Genomic DNA, 18163 nt, shown 5'->3' on the forward strand with positions numbered 1-18163 from the left:
TAAATTATTTATATGGATAGACGATTTTTCTTAAGAGCGCTCGTTCTTACAGGCGCAACCGTTACGGCAAAAGCCAGTGACGGTCTGGAAATCCTTTCCCAAACGCTCGACAGTGTTACAGCAAGTCCGATAGACATCGTTGCCGTTTTGGGAGGAGAACCCGAAGTCATGTTTAAACGCGCCATCACCGAAATGGGTGGAATGGGGAAGTTCATCAAAAAGGGAGCACGCGTGGTCGTAAAGCCCAATATCGGTTGGGATAAGGTTCCCTCTCTGGCCGGAAATACCAATCCGAAGTTAATAACCGAAATCATTCGCCAATGCTTCGCCGCCGGAGCCAAAGAAGTCACGGTCTTTGACCATACCTGCGACGATTGGGTGAAATGTTACAAGAACAGCGGTATCGAGACTGCGGCCAAAGCAGCTGGAGCCACAGTCGTTCCGGCACATGAAGAGTCTTATTATAAAGAAGTTTCACTTCCGCAAGGCGTCACCCTAAAGAGCGCCAAAATACATGAGGCCATCGTGAACTGCGACGCATGGATTAACGTTCCCGTATTGAAACACCACGGAGGGGCCAACATGAGCATCTCTATGAAGAACTATATGGGGATCGTATGGGACAGGCGCATCTTTCACAGCAGCGGGCTTCAGCAATGTATCGCCGACATCTGTACCTATTCAAAGAAGCCGGTACTGAACGTAGTGGATGCCTATCGGATTGTGAAGACCAACGGCCCGCAGGGGCGCTCCGCTTCCGACGTAGTCCTCACCAAAGGTCTTTTCGTTTCACAGGATATAGTCGCAGTAGATACGGTGGCCACCAAATTCTTCAGCCAGGTCAGGGATATGCCCTTAGACCATGTCGGTCATCTTGCCAACGGACAAAAATTGAAATTAGGAACGATGGATGTTGACAAATTAAATATCAAACGAATTAAAATATAAGTCATCTCAACATGTTGAAGAAGCTTCGCATAGCTATTTCGACTTTACTTTTGGGTTTAGTCACCTTCTATTTTCTCGATTTTGCAAGCCTGCTCCCGGATCATTCGTTCGGTTGGCTGGCAAAGATACAATTTGTGCCTGCGCTGCTGGCGCTCAACGGAGTCGTAGTGGCGGTCATTATAATATTGACCGTCCTTTTCGGCCGTATTTACTGCTCGAGCGTATGCCCGATGGGAATCTTTCAGGATATAGTCGCCTGGTTCTCCAGACGGAAAATTTTCCATAAAAAGAGGAAGAAAAGATACAAATACCATCCGGCGAAAAATATCCTCCGCTGGAGCGTACTGGGGATAACCGTCCTGGCCTTCATCGGAGGTTTCACCGTACTCTTGGGCTTAATCGATCCTTACAGCGCCTACGGGCGTGCGGTTACCGCCTTATTTCGCCCGGTTTATATGGAAGGGAATAATCTGTTGGAATCCATTTTCACCCGGTTCAATAATTATTCTTTCTACAAAGTGGAAATTGTTCTTCTGAGCCTCAGTGCATTGATTGTAGGCGCAGCTACCCTCCTGATTATCGGCTATCTGGCTTGGAAGCAAGGGCGTACCTACTGTAACACGATCTGTCCGGTAGGAACAGTCCTCGGATTCCTCAGCCGTTTTTCTCTCTTCAAGGTAAAGATAAACCTGAGCGCCTGTACCAATTGCGGTTCTTGCGCAATGGTCTGCAAAGCATCCTGTATCGACGTAAAAAACCATCAGATCGATTACAGCCGGTGCGTCGACTGCTTTAATTGCCTGGAGAGTTGCTCGACCCATGCCTTAGGCTATCGTCTGCCTGTAGGTTCGAAAGAAAACCCGACGAAATCCCAACCGGATCCGCAAAAAAGACGGTTTCTTCTCACCGGCTTGGCGACCGCATTTACCATTCCAGCCGCATTAGCCAAGGACAAGTTGGCTGCAGCGACAGGAGACAGCAATCATATCCGGAAAAATCCGATCTGCCCGCCGGGGGCCCAAAGCATGGAACACCTGTCGAAGCATTGCACTGCCTGCCATCTCTGCATCAGCCGCTGTCCTTCAAAAGTCATTAAGCCGGCCTTTTTGGAATATGGCCTCAAAGGGTTCATGCAACCAACCATGACCTACGAGAAGGGATTTTGCAATTACAACTGTACCATTTGCTCGGAAGTCTGCCCCAGCAAAGCATTGTCTCCCCTCACCCAAGAAGAAAAACACAAGACGCAGATCGGAAGGGTTACTTTTCATGAAGAAATCTGTGTGGTACATACCGAAGGGACAAATTGCGGAGCCTGTGCTGAACACTGCCCTACTCAAGCGGTTACCATGATTCCCTATGCAAAAAAGGAAGGGCTGACCATCCCGTTTATCAATCCGGAAATTTGTGTCGGCTGCGGAGGTTGCGAATATATTTGCCCTGTCCGTCCCTACCGTGCAATCCATGTAGAAGGGAATGACGTCCATCAGCAACGGAAAGAATTCAAAGAAGAAAAGAAAAAGGAGGTCGTTATCGATGACTTCGGATTCTAATTATTATCCGTACAATTGCCATTAATAATCTGATATATAAGACAGGAAAGGGAACTACAAGTTGTCTGAATTCGGTTAACTGACTGAAAAATCCAGTTAATTGTTTGGATTCATTCAGTTAACTGATTTTTTCATCATAAAGGACTCTTTTTTCTCAATAAAAAGATTAAATTAGCATCAATTATTTTTATGTGAAAAAGGTATCTGAATTAATCAATTAAACACAGTTTATTATGGGACTACTTTGGTCAATTATTATTGGAATCGTAGCGGGTTTCGCTGCCGGTAAAATAATGAAAGGTAGCGGATTCGGCCTTATTGTCAATCTGATTGTAGGAGTGATCGGCGGGTTAATAGGCGGATGGATTTTCTCCTTATTGGGATTAAGTGTCAACGGGATATTGGGAACGTTGGTCATGTCAACCATAGGAGCTATTGTATTATTATGGATCCTATCTTTATTTAGGAAAAAGAATTAATAGCAAAAGACAAGTAGGTGTGTCAAAGGGCCGTAAAGGAATTCTATAGGGGCGAATTAAATTCGCCCCTACACACCCCACAATGAGCTTTTGACGCACCTACTTGTTATAAGAATTATTTTCCTTGGATCATGTCTTTATTTACACCGAATTTTTCGACCGAATGACATTTTCCTTTAGGCTCAAGGTGAATCACTATATCATAGACATTTTCGACCGAATCCTTGATGCTTTTCTCAACCGCATCGGCAATGTCATGCGCTTTCAGAAGAGACATATTCCCATCCACTTCAATATCCAGTTCGATCATATACATGGTTCCGATCTGACGGGAACGGACCCGATGCGGATTGCTGGCGCCCGGCACACGCTCCACCGCAGCAAATATCCTATCGTAAACCGAAGTATCCTTTACCCCGTCCATCAGTTCGACATTCGAATCCAGGAAAATCGAAACCGACGATTTAATAATAAACAAACTGATTAGCAAACCCGTTATCGAGTCTAAAACGGGAAGTTTCAGTATAAAAGTGAAAGTCAAGCCCAGAAGGACGCCGATCGAAATCAGGACATCATTCCGCATATTAACCGCATTCGCAATCAACAACGAACTATTCACCCTTTTTCCTTGCTTCTGTTGGTAAAAGGCCAAGCCGAGCTTACCGATAATGGAGAATACCGTAACATAAATGGCGATCATTTTCGGCAATGCCTTGGGCGTATCCGAAAAAATGCCCTTTACAGTGGATATGAACATTTGCGCTCCAGCGTAAAAAATAATTAAAGATAATACCTTTGTCGCAATCCCTTCCGCTTTCTCATAACCATAGGCATATTTGCTGTCCGGCGGCCGGTCTACGATATGTGCAGTAAATAACATAACCAATGATATAACAACATCCGTCGCAGAGTCAATTCCATCACTCAACACCGCTAAACTCCCGGAAAATAGCCCTATGACTATTTTTGACAAAGACAAGAAACCATTACCGATAGTACTTATCCATGATGTTTTGATGAGTATTCTCTCTCTCGACGTATCTTTGTCCATTTTATTTCAGCGTAAAGATTAGGTAGCAAAGGTACATCCTTTTCCTCAAAGAGGGATAGGAAACAGCGAAGAAAGTCAGCCTTTATAGGCTATCACTTCGACTTCAACCAGTCCATTTTTGGGCAAGGATTTGACAGCGACCGCCGAACGCGCCGGGTAAGCGCCGTCGAATTGGGTGGCATACACCTCGTTTACGACAGCAAAATCATTGATATCCGCCAGGAAAACGGTTGTTTTCACAATATCGCCCAGTCCGTAATCCGCTTCCGTAAGAATCGCCCGGATATTTTTAAACGCTTGGGCGGCTTGTTCTTTCACTCCTCCTTCCGGAAAAGCTCCGGTCTCCGGAATCAATCCGAGTTGCCCGGAGGCAAAAAGGAATTTATCAACCTGGATTGCTTGGCTATATGGGCCGATAGCGGCCGGAGCCTGCGTTGTTGCAATTACTTTTTTCATTTCATTTTGTTTTTAAAGTATTTTCTTGTTCATCCGTTGCCGGACGATTTCATAAATCAGGATAGAGGAGGCGACCGATACATTTAAGGAACCGATCGTGCCAAATTGGGGAATGGTAACGATATGGTCGCATATCCGTAAGTTATCCATCGACACACCCTTGTCTTCGGCACCCATCACTATCGCGACCGGACCGTCGTATTCCAATGAGGTATAATATTTTCCATCGCTTCCCTTTTCACTGGCAGCCAAGACGGTAACCCCGCTGTTTTTCAAGAAACGGATCGCTTCGTTGATACTTCTCTCCTTACAAACAGGCAAGACATTCAAGGCGCCGGCGGAGGTTTTCATGGCGTCGGCATTGACGGATACGCTGTCTTTCTGAGGAAGGACAATGGCATCGACACCGGCACATTCACAGGTACGGGCTATCGCGCCGAAGTTGCGCACATCCGTCACTCCGTCCAGCAGTACGATAAAAGGACTTTTCCCCTGTTCGAAAACAAAAGGAATAATGTCCTCCAGCTTCTGATAGGCAACTGCGGAAATAAAAGCGACGACTCCCTGGTGATTTTTCCGGGTAATCCGATCCAGGCGTTCCACCGGAACCCGTTGGACCGGGATGTCCGTTCCTCTTAGCAAAGCGGACAGTTCTTTGGACAAATCCCCTTGCAGGTCTCTTTTGATCAATACTTTGTCTATTTCCTTACCGGCTTGCACCGCTTCCATCACGGCACGTATACCGAATATCATTTCATTCTCTTTCACGTATTTTTTCTTAATTGTTCTCTAATAAATTCTTTGCATTGGCAATAGACGCTTCGGTTAGTTCCGAGCCGCTGAGCATGGCGGCAATCTCGGACACCCGTTCACCGGGAGTCAGCTTGCGAAGACGCGTATAAGTGCGGTCGGCCGTATCCTCTTTATAAACGAAGAAATGCTCTTTCCCTTTGGCCGCAATCTGGGGCAGATGGGTGATAGTTATTACTTGCATGTTTCTCCCTAATTCCTGCATGATCTCCCCCATCCGGTGGGCAATATCGCCGGAAACTCCCGTATCGATTTCATCGAAAATAATAGAAGGGAGCGCCGTCGAACCGGCTATCATCGCTTTGACACAAAGCATCAGGCGGGAAATTTCCCCACCGGAAGCTGTCTGGGCAACAGCGTTTAAAGGCTCGTTCTTATTGGCGGAAAAAAGGAATGCAACTTCATCCGTTCCATCGGGACCCGGCTCGCTTTTGGGATGGATATCCACCTGAAAACGCATATTCGGCATTCCTAATTGTACCAGGTTAGCGACCAATTGCTTTCGGATCGGTTCGCTTGCACTTCGCCGGAGGCGACTGAGATTGCCGGCCTGTCCGAGCAAGTCCTGATAAGCGGTTTGCACTTCCTTTCTCTTCTCTTCAATCGACTCGTCGAATGAATCGATCTCCTTCAGTTGTATCTCATAGCGGTTCCGCAAAATAATTAACTCTTCGACCGATGATACCCGATGTTTCTGCTCTAACGAATAAAACGTGTTTAACCGTTCGTTAATCCAGTTCAATCTTTCGGGACTGAACTCGACATCCTCCTTCAGGACATCCGTCTCGGCAGCCAAGTCTTTCAGATCCAGGTAGGCGGAACGTAATCGCTCGGAAAAGCTGTTGGAAGGCGAGTAATACTTGCCCAACGCCTCCATCGTCTGAAGCGATTCCTTGATTAAGGCAATCGCCCCTTGCTCCTCTCCGTCAAGTAATTCGGTGATCCTATATAATCCCGATTTGATTTCTTCGGCATGCGTCAAAGTTTCCAGTTCCTGCTCTAACGCCTCCTGCTCTCCATCCGTCAGATTTGTCTCCCGTAGTTCTTCGTATTGGAAGCGGATATAATCTTCCTCCTCTTTCGAACGCCGGGCCCGTTCCTCAAGGCCGGCCAGTTGGCCTTTCAGCATCTGCCAGGAACGGTACGACTTTTTGTAAGAAGCAAACAGACCGGATGTCCCGGCCATTATATCCACCACGTTCAATTGAAAATGAGTATCAGCCAGCAATAGGTTCTGGTGCTGTGAATGGATATCAATCAGGTGACTTCCCAATTCTCTCATCAGCGTAAGCGGTGCAGGCGAATCATTAATGAATCCGCGGGATTTTCCCGAACTATACAATTCGCGGCGTAGGATGCAACTGTCCGCATCGTATTCCAGTTCATGGTCCTGAAAAAAAGGAGCCAGGTTGTATTTGGAGAGGTCGAATTCAGCCTCAATGACACATTTATCCGCTCCGGCCTGAATGCTTTTCTGATCGGCCCGCTGCCCCAGAACCAAGCCTAAAGCGCCTAATATAATGGATTTACCGGCCCCGGTTTCTCCCGTAATAACACTGAAACCGTCGGAAAAGGAAATCTCCAAATGATCGATCAGAATGAAGTTTTGTATCAGCAGAGATTTAAGCATGATTGAAACTTATTTTTTAATAGCCTCCAGGCGTGATGTTTCGGCCGGGAAAAGTTCCGAAAGCATTTTATATCCGGCTTGTTTCTCCTGTGTAGTCGCCTTTGAATAGATATTGACGACTTCGTCCAATTTGGTATCCACAAATAATTGCAAGAGTACGGACGTCGGCTTCGCCGATTTTAAATCCTTCAGGGCGGGAAGAGCTTCCAAAATGTTCGTTCTTCCGCGGTCCGCATTGGCAGCCATCTCATCCAACCCTTTGCGATGATAAGTATACCATAATGTCCGGAAGATATCGGAAGCATTATCCGTCAAAGCCGTGGCAAGCGCATGCCGGTTCCGGCTCGAATCGAACGCCTTCCAACCCGTCCATCCCGGCTGTGCCTGGGCTAAGGTAACTATCTTTTGCGCCTGTTGGATAAATGGAGTACCTCCTTTCGGAGCAAAACTATCGAAATCGAGTCCCAGGATGGTATAAATATAAAAGACAATTGTAGCTGTCAGATTATTGCTCAAAGTCGTTTCTGAATAGTCCAACGGCTCGAATTCCACATATTCGAACTCGAGCTCGGTATCACGGAAGTTGAATGTCGTCGTCGTATAGCTGGAATTATAGACCGGACGCCGCGCCTGAATCTGTATTTCTCCCTTATAGGTGTTTTCCGAGGACCTTTCGTTGATAATAATCGTAAAATTGCAATCGATCCGTTCGTTCAAGGCAAAAGTAGCATCCGTCCATCTCTTATTATTGATGAATTCCGTCAAAGCAGTCTGCAAAGTTGTCAGCGCCTGCTTGTTCGTCCCCTCTACCTTGTCGCTGTTAATGGTCACGCGCGCATTCAACTCCTGCGCCTGCTGCATTTGCGCCTGTATACTGCCGGCAAACAAACAACAGAAAACCAGAAGAAGGAACCATTTCTTTTGCATGATCATTTAAATAGCGTTATCATTTTATTTACAATATCGAATGCCACCTCTCGTTTACTTTTCAGTGGAAAGTCAGCGACCTCTCCCAGACGGTCGATAATCGAAATCTTATTAGTGTCATACTGGAATCCCGCCCCCTTATTCTCCAATGAATTCAGGACGATAAAATCCAGATTTTTCCGCTTCAGTTTATCCTTTGCATGTTCCACTGCATCATTGGTTTCAAGCGCAAAGCCTATCAACAGTTGATTCTCCTGCTTTTCCTTGCCGAGTGCTTCCGCAATATCCATATTCCGTACCAAAGGTAATAACATATCCCCGTTATTTTCCCGCTTAATCTTTTCTATCGCTTGCGACTCAGGCCGGTAATCGGCAACAGCCGCACATAAAATCGCGACATCCGCTTCAGGAAAGACCTTCATCGTTTCCCAATACATTTCGTCTGCGGACTCCACATCGATCCGGCGAATGCCCGGATGATTCGTATGCAGAGCGACCGGCCCGGTAACCAGCGTCACCTCCGCTCCCCTTTCGGCGCAGACTTCCGCCAAGGCAAAACCCATCTTTCCGGAGGAGTAATTACCTATAAAACGTACGGGATCGATCTTTTCATATGTCGGCCCCGCCGTGATAATGATTTTTCTTCCGGAAAGTTCTTTCTCGGAAGAGAAAAAGCCTTCCAGAGCAAGCACGATCTGCTCGGGATCCTCCATCCTTCCTTTACCGACCAACTGACTGGCAAGCTCTCCCTCCGCAGGTTCAATAATATGATTTCCAAACGAACGGAGCCGTTCTACATTCTGCCGGGTTGCCGGATGAGCGTACATATCCAGATCCATAGCCGGAGCGACAAAGACCGGCGCCTTACATGAAAGATAAGTCGTTATAAGCATATTGTCAGCAATACCGTTCGCCATCTTACCGATCGTAGACGCCGTTGCAGGAGCGACAAGCATGGCATCCGCCCATAACCCCAATTCCACATGGCTGTTCCACGATCCGTCCCGATCAGAAAAGAACTCGCTGATTACAGGTTTACGGCTCAGGGTTGAGAGGGTAAGCGGAGCTATAAACTCTTTGGCGGCCGGTGTCATGACAACCTGGACTTCCGCTCCTTTTTTAATCAGCAAGCGGACCAGATAGGCTGCTTTATAAGCTGCAATACTTCCCGTAATCCCCAGTATGATTTTCTTATCTTTCAACATAAACAAAAGTTTTAACTACAGGCGCAAAGTAAATATCTCACGCGCTACTTTCCAATCGATATTATGATGCTCTCCCAGCTTCCAGCCCATTCGCTTGACCGGCTCGACCAGGGCATCCAGGTCCTTTTCCCCGATACCGAATTCGTTCAACCGGGTCTTCAGGCCCATCTCACGAAAGAAATGTTCAGTCGCTCCGATCGTTTTCCGTACCCGTTCTTCTTCCGTACCTTCGGTTATCCGGAACACGACTTCGCCCAAGCGGAGAATCTTCGCCCATTTTTCTTTTTGCATATAAGTCATGACGCCCGGCAGCAAAATCGCCAGAGTCTGTGCATGATCCAATCCGAACAAGGCAGTCAGGGAATACCCCATCCGGTGGGAGGACCAATCCTGAGGCACTCCCTGTCCGATCCAGCAGTTCAACGCATTGGTAGCCGCCCACATCAGATTGGCGCGGATATCATAATTATGAGGATCTTTCAGCACTTTCAGCCCTTCGTCATGTATCGTTTTCAGCAAGCCTTCCGCGGTATAATCCTGCACCTTGGCATCGACCGGATAGGTCAGATATTGCTCGATCACATGAATGAAAGAATCGACAACCCCGTTAGCCACCTGCCTCGGAGGAAGCGAATAGGTCATTTCCGGATCCTGCACGGCAAATTGCGGGAAGATAAGCGGAGATGAAAAAGCCAGCTTCTCCTGGGTCTCCACGCGTGAGATCACCGCACGTTCATTCATTTCGGAACCCGTAGCGGAAAGCGTCAGTACGACCCCCAAGGGCATTGCTTTCTTTATCGCTTCTCCCTTGAGCAAGATATTCCAGGGATCCCCCTCGAAATAGACAGCCGAAGCTATGAATTTCGTAGCATCGATCACCGAACCGCCGCCGACTGCAAGTAGAAAGTCACGGTTTTCTTTCTTTACCAGATCAACCGCTTTCATACAGGTTTCGTAATGAGGATTAGCTTCGATTCCGGAAAACTCCAGTACATCAAAATCCTTCAGCGCTTCCTGAACCTGTGCATAAATGCCATTCTTCCTGATACTCCCGCCGCCATAGATAAACAACACCTTACTGCCTTTGGGAATAAGATGCGGCAAACGGGCTATCGCTCCCTTTCCAAAAGAGATCTTTACCGGATTAGAAAACTCAAAATTATTCATTTCTTACTTGGAATTGAAACCTCGCAATTTAATCTCTGTCAGCAATTTCTTCGTATTCAAAGGAAAATCGCCATTCATAATCCAGGAATAATACCCCGGATCATTTTTCAGGACTTCCGACACCAATTGCCCTTTATACTTACCGAAGTTGATCACCTCTTCGCCTTTGTCATTATAAATCATCCGTCCCGCAAAATCCACATTATTATTATAACTGGAGAATTCGGACAGGAACTTGATATCATTCTGCAAATCCGAATAATGATCCAACTGGGATTTCAGCACCTCATAGGTCGCTTTCGTATCCGCTTCCGCCGAATGGGCATTTTCCAATGACTTATTGCAGTAAAACTTATAAGCAGCCGACAGCGTCCGTTGTTCCATCTTATGGAAGATCGTCTGCACATCGATAAACTTCCGTTTATTCAAATCGATATCTATTCCTACGCGCAAGAACTCTTCCGCCAGCAAAGGAATATCGAACCGGTTGGAGTTGTAACCGGCCAAGTCACACCCCTCTATTTGGGCGGCCAGTGATTTCGCAACTTCTTTAAAGGTCGGGCAATTTTTCACATCTTCATCCGTGATCCCGTGAATCTTGGTCGACTCCGCCGGAATCGGCATTTCCGGATTGATCCGACGGGTTTTGCTGTCCTCATTCCCGTTCGGATAGACTTTAAGGTAAGAAATCTCAACAATACGATCCTTTATGATATTCATTCCGGTCGTCTCAAGATCGAAGAACACCAAAGGATTCTTTAAATTAAGTTGCATTTATTTTCTGTTAATTATTAATCGTTAATTGCTATTGTCAGTCATTCAACATCATCGGCATCAGCAACATCAGTAAATCTTCGTCCTCTTCGTTCTCCGTCGGGACAATCACTCCCGCACGAGAAGGATCGGCCAATTCCAGCACCACCTCGCCGGAATTTATATTACTCAATATTTCAATCAGGTAAGTCGCCTTAAATCCGATACTGAATTCCGATCCCGTGTACTGGCATACGATTTTTTCTTCGGCAGATGTCGAGAAATCGATATCCTGTGCAGACACGATGATCTGGTTTTCCGAGAGTTGTATTTTTACCAGGCTGCTTGCCGGACTGGAAAAAACGGAAACCCGTTTCAATGCATTCAAGAACGAGAGCCGGTCTATGATCACTTTGTTTTCGTTCTCCGTAGGAATCACGCTATTATAATTCGGATAGCGCCCTTCGATCAGGCGGCAGACCATTTCAAATTGCGTGGAACGAAGGTACGCATTATTATCGTCAAACAGAAGCGTTATCTTTTCATCCGTCCTCGGCAGCAAGGTTTTCAGGAGATTGGCCGGTTTTTTCGGAAGAATAAAGGCGGAACGCCCTTCGGAATGAATGGACAGGTTTTTCAGGCGAACCAGCTTATGCCCGTCCGAGGCGACAAAAGTCAGGTATTCCGGTTGAATATCGAAATAGACCCCGTTCATTACCGGCCGCAATTCATCGTCCGCCGTAGCAAAGAGAGAACGGTTCACACCGCTCAACAGTTGCTGCGATTCGATGGCCAATGAAACGGCGCTCTCTTTCAGCGGTTTTTGCTGCGGATACGTATCCCCTTTCTGCCCTATGAAATTGTATTCTCCATTTTGGAAATGGATGAAGACTTCCAGGTTGGCATCATTAATGTCAAACGTCAACGGCTGTTCCGGAAGTTCCTTCAACGGTTCCAACATGATTTTAGCGGAAATGGCGAAAAGGCCGGAGCCTTCCACGTTCATAACTTCGACCCATGTAACCAGACGGGTCTCCACGTCGGAAGCCGTAATAGTGAGTTTATTCCCTTCCAACAGAAAAAGGAAGCTATCAAGGATAGGCAAAGAGTTTTTGGCAGCAATTACCTTGCTGATGGACTGTAAACGGGTTAGCAGCGCAGAGCTGGATACATCAAATCTCATATTCTTTATATTTTTCGGTTATTGTTCGTTTTTATTTGAACAAAAATAAGAAATTATTTCATACGCCCCTATCATATTGTGCGCTAAGAATCATAAAAAAACTCCCTTCCAATTGAATGGAAGGGAGCTCCCTTTATATTCTTCTACCTGAATTACTTAGATAAGTAATTTTTCACCAAGTCATTCGGAACCATTTCTTCCTGAAAGATATAAGCGCCTGTTTTAGGCGACTTCACCATCTTTATTACTTTGGAATAGGTACGTCCATCACCTGTCTTAAATGTTGCAACCGATTTTTTTGCCATGATTGAATTCTCCTATTACTTTATTTCTTTATGTACGGTCATTTTCTTCAGAATGGGATTGTATTTCTTCAATTCCAACCGTTGAGTCGTATTTTTTCTATTTTTTGTCGTGATGTATCTGGAAGTTCCCGGAAGACCACTCTCTTTATGTTCGGTACATTCAAGAATAACCTGAACTCTGTTACCTTTTGCTTTCTTTGCCATTTTTCTATCTCTCCTCCAATTATGCGTTTAAATGACCGTTTTGGGCTGCTTTCTTGATGGCCGCATCCAAACCTATTTTATTAATCAGACGCAAGCCTGCGGCCGATACATTCAGATTAATCCAACAATCCTGTTCTACCCAATAGAACTTTTTCCTGAACAGGTTCACGTTAAATTTACGCTTCGTCCTGGCATTGGAATGAGATACGTTGTTGCCAACCATTGCTTTTTTCCCGGTAATTTGACAAATCTTAGACATCGCTGTTATATTTTTATGCAAAAAATCAATACTCTTCTAACAATTAGGGCGCAAAGTTATGTATATTAAACACAACATCCAAACTTTAAGCGCAAAATATTATCGCCAAATTCTTTTCCGGTTGGACGTAAGCATCATTGAACAACGGAAAATAAAAACGATAAAATCATGTACGCAGGATGAGATTTGAACTCACACACCGTAACCGGCACTACCCCCTCAAAGTAGCGTGTCTACCAATTCCACCACCTGCGCGAAAAAAATATAAAATAGAATGTGCCCAGAACAGGACTCGAACCTGCACGTCCGTGAAGACACTAGTACCTGAAACTAGCGCGTCTACCAATTTCGCCACCTGGGCAATCAGAATAATGAAAAGGCGACCTCCTGCCGCTCTCTGCTACCTGTCTTTCATTTCGGCACCAAAAGTACTCATCTTTTTTTAATCACACAAACATTTGGGATTAATTTTCCGACGATAAAAATTCATAACTATGAGTGAACGGATTCATAGTTATGAACGCCGGCAATCATAACTATGAATGCAACTGTTCATAGTTATGAATTTTCAAAGCGGTATAACCCGGTCGGAAAAGGTTAATAAAAGTCTGATTCCGGTGATTTCCGGCACCTTATTAAATATTGCCAGAAACAATTCGGGTTTAATATCTTTCCGGACCCATCCTTTTTCTGCAGACACAAAAGGACAGGACAGTAAATTTATTTCCATATAAATTACATTTATTTCTCTATAAATCATATCTATTACATATACAAGCTGAAATTTATCTTTTATTACATATATTTACACCAAGCTTAGAGCCTGTTTAAATTTTATTGCTTATCTTTTTTTGAGCTATTTTGAGATAGATTTTCGCATTATACTTGCAGATTTGCGGGCTAAATCAAGAGGAAAACGCGAAAAAGATGCCTAAAAGAGCCTAAAAAAATAGCAAAGAATGTTCTCTGTATCTTATAAGGAAATATTTCGGTAAAATTTAAACAGGCTCTTAGTTAGGCTTTGCGTAAAGCAAATTATACACATTTTAATTATATCCATTATGAGAAAAGCTTTTTTTATACTCATATGCTGTGGCATGACATATGTAAATGGCATATCACAAGAAAATCTTTCCCTTGAAAAAGCGTCTGGCGGAGCAAAGGCATTTAGCCATTTGGGAGTGAGCCTGGAACTTTTAAGTACGACCGGCATCGGAGCGGAACTGTCGACTCCTTTAAGTTCTAATTTTACCTTGCGGGGCGGGATATCTCTATTGCCGTATAATTACAAAGACAAGTTTTCGGTAAATCGCGACGAAGACGCCTTTAGCCAATTGGACAATGTCATGAGTCAGCCGGATATTAAAAGCCAGTTAGAGAAAGAAGGCTTGCCGACCAGGTCGTCCGAAATCAGTTCGGATGTCGATATCAAGGCCAAATTAAAGATGTTTAATGGGAAAATACTGGTAGATTACCATCCTTGGGCGGATCGTTCTTTCCATTTAACCGCCGGATTATATATCGGAAGAGATAAATGGATTACCACGACCGGTAAAATGGAACAGATCGTCGAAATATTAGATGTCCTGAAAGCTAACGGCTATTCGAATTATGAAAACCAGGTACTCTATGAGGGCGAAGGGGGAGACTATGAACTCAAAGGCAGTGACATTAGAAACATCAATGCCTCTTTTGAAGCGAATGCAGTAAAACCTTATCTGGGTATTGGCTTCGGACGGGCTATTCCTAAAAAACGGATCGGCGTTGCATTTGACTTAGGCGTTTTCTATCACGGCAAGGCAAAGCTGACCAGCACGAACGAAAACATACAAAAGATGATCGAATCAGAATTGAAAGGCGTTAACGAAACGTTAGAGAAAATACCGATTTATCCGGTTGTATCGCTTAGACTGACCGGACGTATTCTTTAAATACCCCATAGTAAAGCAAAAAAAATCCCGGCTACCTCTGTTTCATTGGTAGCCGGGATCTTTTTTTATCTATATTCGTCCCAACTCTTGATTTGCAGATCATCCATGCTCAAAGTACAAAAGGCGGTGATAAAGGCACTTGCCAAACGTGCATTCGTAAGTAACGGAATATTCAGGTCGATGGCCGCCCTCCGGATTTTATAGCCGTTCGTCAACTCACTTACCGTCAGATCCCGCGGTACATTCACGACCATGTCGATCTTCTTTTCGTGCAACAACTTTAAGGCCTGCGGTTCCTGTCCCACCTCGCTCGGCCAGTAAACCAACGTGCTTTCGATCCCATTCTCTTTCAGGAAACGATGTGTTCCGCCGGTGGCGAACAACTTATAGCCCTTGTCCTGCAATAGACGGGCGGCTTCCAGCATATCGACCTTCTGGCGGGCGGAACCGGTAGAGAGCAGGATGTTCTTTTCCGGTATGCGATAACCGACCGAAAGCATACTTTTGAGTACCGCTTCCGAGGTATCATCCGCAATGCAGCCTACTTCCCCGGTCGAAGCCATATCAACGCCCAAGACCGGATCGGCCTTCTGTAACCGGTTAAAGGAAAACTGGGAGGCTTTGATACCGACATAATCCAGATCGAAAGCGCTCTTCTTCGGTTTTTCAACCGGCAAGCCGAGCATGATCCGTGTCGCTATCTCGATAAAGTTTATTTTCAACACTTTGCTGACAAAGGGGAAACTCCGGGAAGCGCGTAGATTACATTCGATCACTTTGATTTCATTACCTTTAGCCAGATACTGGATATTAAAAGGCCCGGAGATATCCAGCTCTTTGGCAATCTGGCGGCTCACTCGTTTGATGCGGCGCAAAGTTTCCACATATAGCTTCTGTGCAGGGAATTGAATGGTCGCATCGCCGCTATGGACGCCGGCGAACTCGATATGTTCGCTGATGGCATAAGAGATGATCTCACCTTTTTCCGCTACGGCGTCGACTTCCACTTCCTTCGCATTTTCAATAAACTGGCTGACAACGACCGGATGCTTCTGGCTCACATTAGCGGCCAGTTGTAGGAAACGTACCAGTTCGTCCTGGTTGGAGCAGACATTCATCGCAGCTCCGCTCAACACATAACTCGGACGGACCAGTACCGGATAGCCGACTTCATCCACAAACGATTCAATCTCTTCCAGGCTCGTTAACTCCTTCCACCGAGGTTGGTCCACGCCTATCCGGTCCAACATATCGGAAAATTTCTGGCGGTCTTCCGCATTGTCGATGCTTTTCGCGGAAGTTCCCAAGATGTTAACTTTTTGTTCGTCCAGACGTACTGCCAGGTTATTGGGAATCTGCCCCCCGGTGGAAACGATCACCCCATGGGGATTTTCCAATTCCAGGATATCCATGACCCGTTCGAAGGTCAGTTCGTCAAAGTAGAGGCGGTCGCACATATCGTAATCGGTGGATACGGTTTCGGGATTATAATTAATCATCACCGAACGCCACCCTTCCTTTCGGATCGTATTGAGAGCCTGTACGCCCGACCAGTCGAATTCCACCGAACTGCCGATCCGGTAGGCGCCCGATCCCAATACGACGACAGAACGGTGATCCCCCAGATAATGCACGTCGTTTTCACTTCCGCTATAGGTCAGGTACAAATAATTAGTTTGCGCGGGATATTCCGCAGCCAACGTATCGATCTGTTTTACGACCGGCAGGATTCCACGGGCTTTCCGTTCCTGGCGAACCAGGAGGATCGCGCTTTCCATGTCCGTTCCTTCCTCTTTCAAGACCGAACGTCCGATCTGAAAGTCGGAGAATCCCTGTATTTTCGCCCGGCGCAACAATTCATCCGGCAGTTTCGTCAAATCGTCGTACGTTTCCAGTTCGTTTGCCGTACGAATGATGTTATATAATTTCTGTAAGAACCATTTATCAATCTTGGTCAAGTCATGGATCCGGTCGATTGTATACCCGGCGTTAAAAGCCTTGCTGATAACGAAGATCCGGCGATCCGTCGGTTCGGTCAGAGATTTCTCTATGTCCGGAATTTTAAGCTCCTTATTGGCGACAAACCCGTGCATGCCTTGTCCGATCATACGAAGTCCTTTCTGAATGGCTTCCTCAAAGGTACGTCCGATGGCCATGACCTCTCCGACCGATTTCATGCTGCTCCCCAATTCACGGGCGACACCATGGAATTTACCCAAATCCCAACGGGGTATTTTGCAGACAACGTAGTCCAATGCCGGTTCGAAGAAAGCGGTAGTTGTTTTGGTCACCGAATTCTTCAGATCGAACAATCCGTAACCCAAGCCTAATTTAGCCGCCACGAAAGCCAAAGGATAACCTGTCGCCTTGGAAGCTAAAGCCGAAGAGCGGCTCAAACGGGCATTCACCTCGATCACCCGATAGTCTTCGCTCATAGGATCGAAAGCGTATTGCACATTACATTCGCCCACAATCCCGATATGCCGGATGATCCGGATGGCCAGCTCACGGAGTTTGTGGTATTCCGAATTGGTCAGCGTTTGCGAAGGGGCTATGACGATACTTTCACCCGTATGAATCCCCAGCGGATCGAAGTTCTCCATATTACAAACCGTAATACAGTTATCGAAACGATCCCTGACCACCTCGTATTCTATTTCTTTCCAACCTTTCAGACTCTTTTCCACAAGTACCTGGGGAGAGAAAGAAAAGGCTTTTTCCACCAAAACGTCCAATTCCTCTTCATTGTCACAGAATCCGGAACCCAGGCCGCCCAAGGCATACGCCGCCCGCACAATCACCGGATAACCCAGCTCCTTTGCCGCCCGGCGAGCGTCGACTACATTTTCAACCGCCTCGCTCTTGATGGTCTTTACCTGGATTTCATCCAGTTTCCGGACGAACAATTCCCGGTCTTCCGTATCCATGATCGCTTGCACCGGCGTACCTAGTACACGCACCTTGTATTTCTCAAGAATTCCTTTCTTATATAAGGCAACTCCACAATTCAAAGCCGTTTGCCCACCGAAAGCGAGTAAAATTCCGTCGGGACGTTCCTTTTCGATTACTTTCTCTACAAAAAAAGGAGTTACCGGCAGGAAGTAAACCCGGTCGGCTACTCCTTCGGATGTTTGTACCGTCGCAATATTGGGATTGATCAAAACAGTCCGGATTCCTTCTTCCTTAATTGCCTTCAAGGCCTGTGAACCGGAATAATCAAATTCACCTGCTTCTCCGATTTTTAACGCACCCGAACCGAGTACCAGTATTTTCTTTATGTTTTCTTTCATCTTTTCTGTGGG

At 45.9% G+C, this 18163-nt stretch carries 18 protein-coding genes and 2 tRNA genes; 4 read left to right on the forward strand and 16 right to left on the reverse strand.

Features of this window, described 5'->3' with window-relative positions:
- Positions 1-12: 12 nt before the first annotated feature.
- The 3 genes from BQ8014_RS13850 to BQ8014_RS13860 all read left to right on the forward strand — a co-directional run bounded on the left by BQ8014_RS13850 (position 13) and on the right by BQ8014_RS13860 (position 2980).
- Complete coding sequence (locus BQ8014_RS13850; protein WP_080904861.1) at positions 13-948, forward strand: DUF362 domain-containing protein; 936 nt, start codon at positions 13-15, stop codon at positions 946-948.
- A gap of 11 nt (positions 949-959) precedes the next feature.
- Complete coding sequence (locus BQ8014_RS13855; RefSeq protein WP_080904862.1) at positions 960-2501, forward strand: 4Fe-4S dicluster domain-containing protein; 1542 nt, start codon at positions 960-962, stop codon at positions 2499-2501.
- 233 nt (positions 2502-2734) lie between these two features.
- A complete protein-coding gene (locus BQ8014_RS13860) occupies positions 2735-2980 on the forward strand; it encodes a GlsB/YeaQ/YmgE family stress response membrane protein (RefSeq protein WP_080904863.1) in 246 nt (81 codons plus the stop codon).
- Between the two features lie 115 nt (positions 2981-3095).
- On the opposite strand, the gene BQ8014_RS13865 is transcribed toward BQ8014_RS13860, so the two are convergent.
- The 15 genes from BQ8014_RS13865 to BQ8014_RS19420 all read right to left on the reverse strand — a co-directional run bounded on the left by BQ8014_RS13865 (position 3096) and on the right by BQ8014_RS19420 (position 13660).
- Positions 3096-4031, reverse strand: coding sequence for a cation diffusion facilitator family transporter (locus BQ8014_RS13865; RefSeq protein WP_080904864.1), 936 nt, complete (start codon positions 4029-4031; stop codon positions 3096-3098).
- A 75-nt stretch (positions 4032-4106) separates the two neighbouring features.
- On the reverse strand, positions 4107-4487 hold the full coding sequence (locus tag BQ8014_RS13870; protein WP_080904865.1) for a RidA family protein: 381 nt from the start codon (positions 4485-4487) through the stop codon (positions 4107-4109).
- 12 nt (positions 4488-4499) lie between these two features.
- Complete coding sequence (rlmB, locus tag BQ8014_RS13875) at positions 4500-5255, reverse strand: 23S rRNA (guanosine(2251)-2'-O)-methyltransferase RlmB (protein WP_080904866.1); 756 nt, start codon at positions 5253-5255, stop codon at positions 4500-4502.
- Between the two features lie 10 nt (positions 5256-5265).
- Positions 5266-6927, reverse strand: a complete 1662-nt coding sequence (gene recN / locus BQ8014_RS13880) for a DNA repair protein RecN (RefSeq protein WP_080904867.1) — start codon at positions 6925-6927, stop codon at positions 5266-5268.
- Positions 6928-6936: 9 nt separating this feature from the next.
- Complete coding sequence (locus tag BQ8014_RS13885) at positions 6937-7860, reverse strand: type IX secretion system protein PorD (protein ID WP_080904868.1); 924 nt, start codon at positions 7858-7860, stop codon at positions 6937-6939.
- Positions 7857-9059 carry a bifunctional phosphopantothenoylcysteine decarboxylase/phosphopantothenate--cysteine ligase CoaBC gene (gene coaBC, locus BQ8014_RS13890; RefSeq protein ID WP_080904869.1) on the reverse strand — a complete coding sequence of 401 codons (1203 nt, stop codon included), beginning with the start codon at positions 9057-9059 and terminating at the stop codon, positions 7857-7859. Before coaBC ends, BQ8014_RS13885 begins: the two co-directional genes overlap by 4 nt.
- Before the next feature lie 15 nt (positions 9060-9074).
- Positions 9075-10226 carry an iron-containing alcohol dehydrogenase gene (locus BQ8014_RS13895; protein WP_080904870.1) on the reverse strand — a complete coding sequence of 384 codons (1152 nt, stop codon included), beginning with the start codon at positions 10224-10226 and terminating at the stop codon, positions 9075-9077.
- 3 nt (positions 10227-10229) lie between these two features.
- Positions 10230-11000, reverse strand: a complete 771-nt coding sequence (locus tag BQ8014_RS13900; protein ID WP_080904871.1) for a 3'-5' exonuclease — start codon at positions 10998-11000, stop codon at positions 10230-10232.
- Positions 11001-11037: 37 nt separating this feature from the next.
- Positions 11038-12162 carry a DNA polymerase III subunit beta gene (gene dnaN / locus BQ8014_RS13905; protein ID WP_080904872.1) on the reverse strand — a complete coding sequence of 375 codons (1125 nt, stop codon included), beginning with the start codon at positions 12160-12162 and terminating at the stop codon, positions 11038-11040.
- A gap of 152 nt (positions 12163-12314) precedes the next feature.
- On the reverse strand, positions 12315-12467 hold the full coding sequence (locus BQ8014_RS13910) for a DUF4295 domain-containing protein (protein ID WP_080904873.1): 153 nt from the start codon (positions 12465-12467) through the stop codon (positions 12315-12317).
- A 15-nt stretch (positions 12468-12482) separates the two neighbouring features.
- Positions 12483-12671: a 50S ribosomal protein L33 gene (rpmG, locus tag BQ8014_RS13915; protein ID WP_080904874.1), complete on the reverse strand. Its 189-nt coding sequence runs from the start codon at positions 12669-12671 to the stop codon at positions 12483-12485.
- 19 nt (positions 12672-12690) lie between these two features.
- Complete coding sequence (rpmB, locus tag BQ8014_RS13920) at positions 12691-12930, reverse strand: 50S ribosomal protein L28 (protein WP_080904875.1); 240 nt, start codon at positions 12928-12930, stop codon at positions 12691-12693.
- A gap of 171 nt (positions 12931-13101) precedes the next feature.
- Positions 13102-13185: transfer RNA gene (locus BQ8014_RS13925), tRNA-Leu, on the reverse strand.
- Positions 13186-13207: 22 nt separating this feature from the next.
- A tRNA-Leu gene (locus BQ8014_RS13930) sits at positions 13208-13291 on the reverse strand.
- 207 nt (positions 13292-13498) lie between these two features.
- Positions 13499-13660: a hypothetical protein gene (locus BQ8014_RS19420; RefSeq protein ID WP_160150095.1), complete on the reverse strand. Its 162-nt coding sequence runs from the start codon at positions 13658-13660 to the stop codon at positions 13499-13501.
- Positions 13661-14027: 367 nt separating this feature from the next.
- Here BQ8014_RS19420 and BQ8014_RS13940 point away from each other — a divergent pair, with 367 nt between their 5' ends.
- Entirely contained in the window at positions 14028-14861 is an 834-nt protein-coding gene (locus BQ8014_RS13940) for a hypothetical protein (protein ID WP_080904877.1), read from the forward strand.
- Positions 14862-14926: 65 nt separating this feature from the next.
- Here BQ8014_RS13940 and carB read toward each other — a convergent pair whose 3' ends face one another.
- Positions 14927-18151, reverse strand: coding sequence for a carbamoyl-phosphate synthase (glutamine-hydrolyzing) large subunit (gene carB / locus BQ8014_RS13945; RefSeq protein ID WP_080904878.1), 3225 nt, complete (start codon positions 18149-18151; stop codon positions 14927-14929).
- Positions 18152-18163: the final 12 nt, after the last annotated feature.

It is taken from the genome of Parabacteroides sp. Marseille-P3160 (genome assembly GCF_900162725.1).
Lineage (GTDB): Bacteria > Bacteroidota > Bacteroidia > Bacteroidales > Tannerellaceae > Marseille-P3160.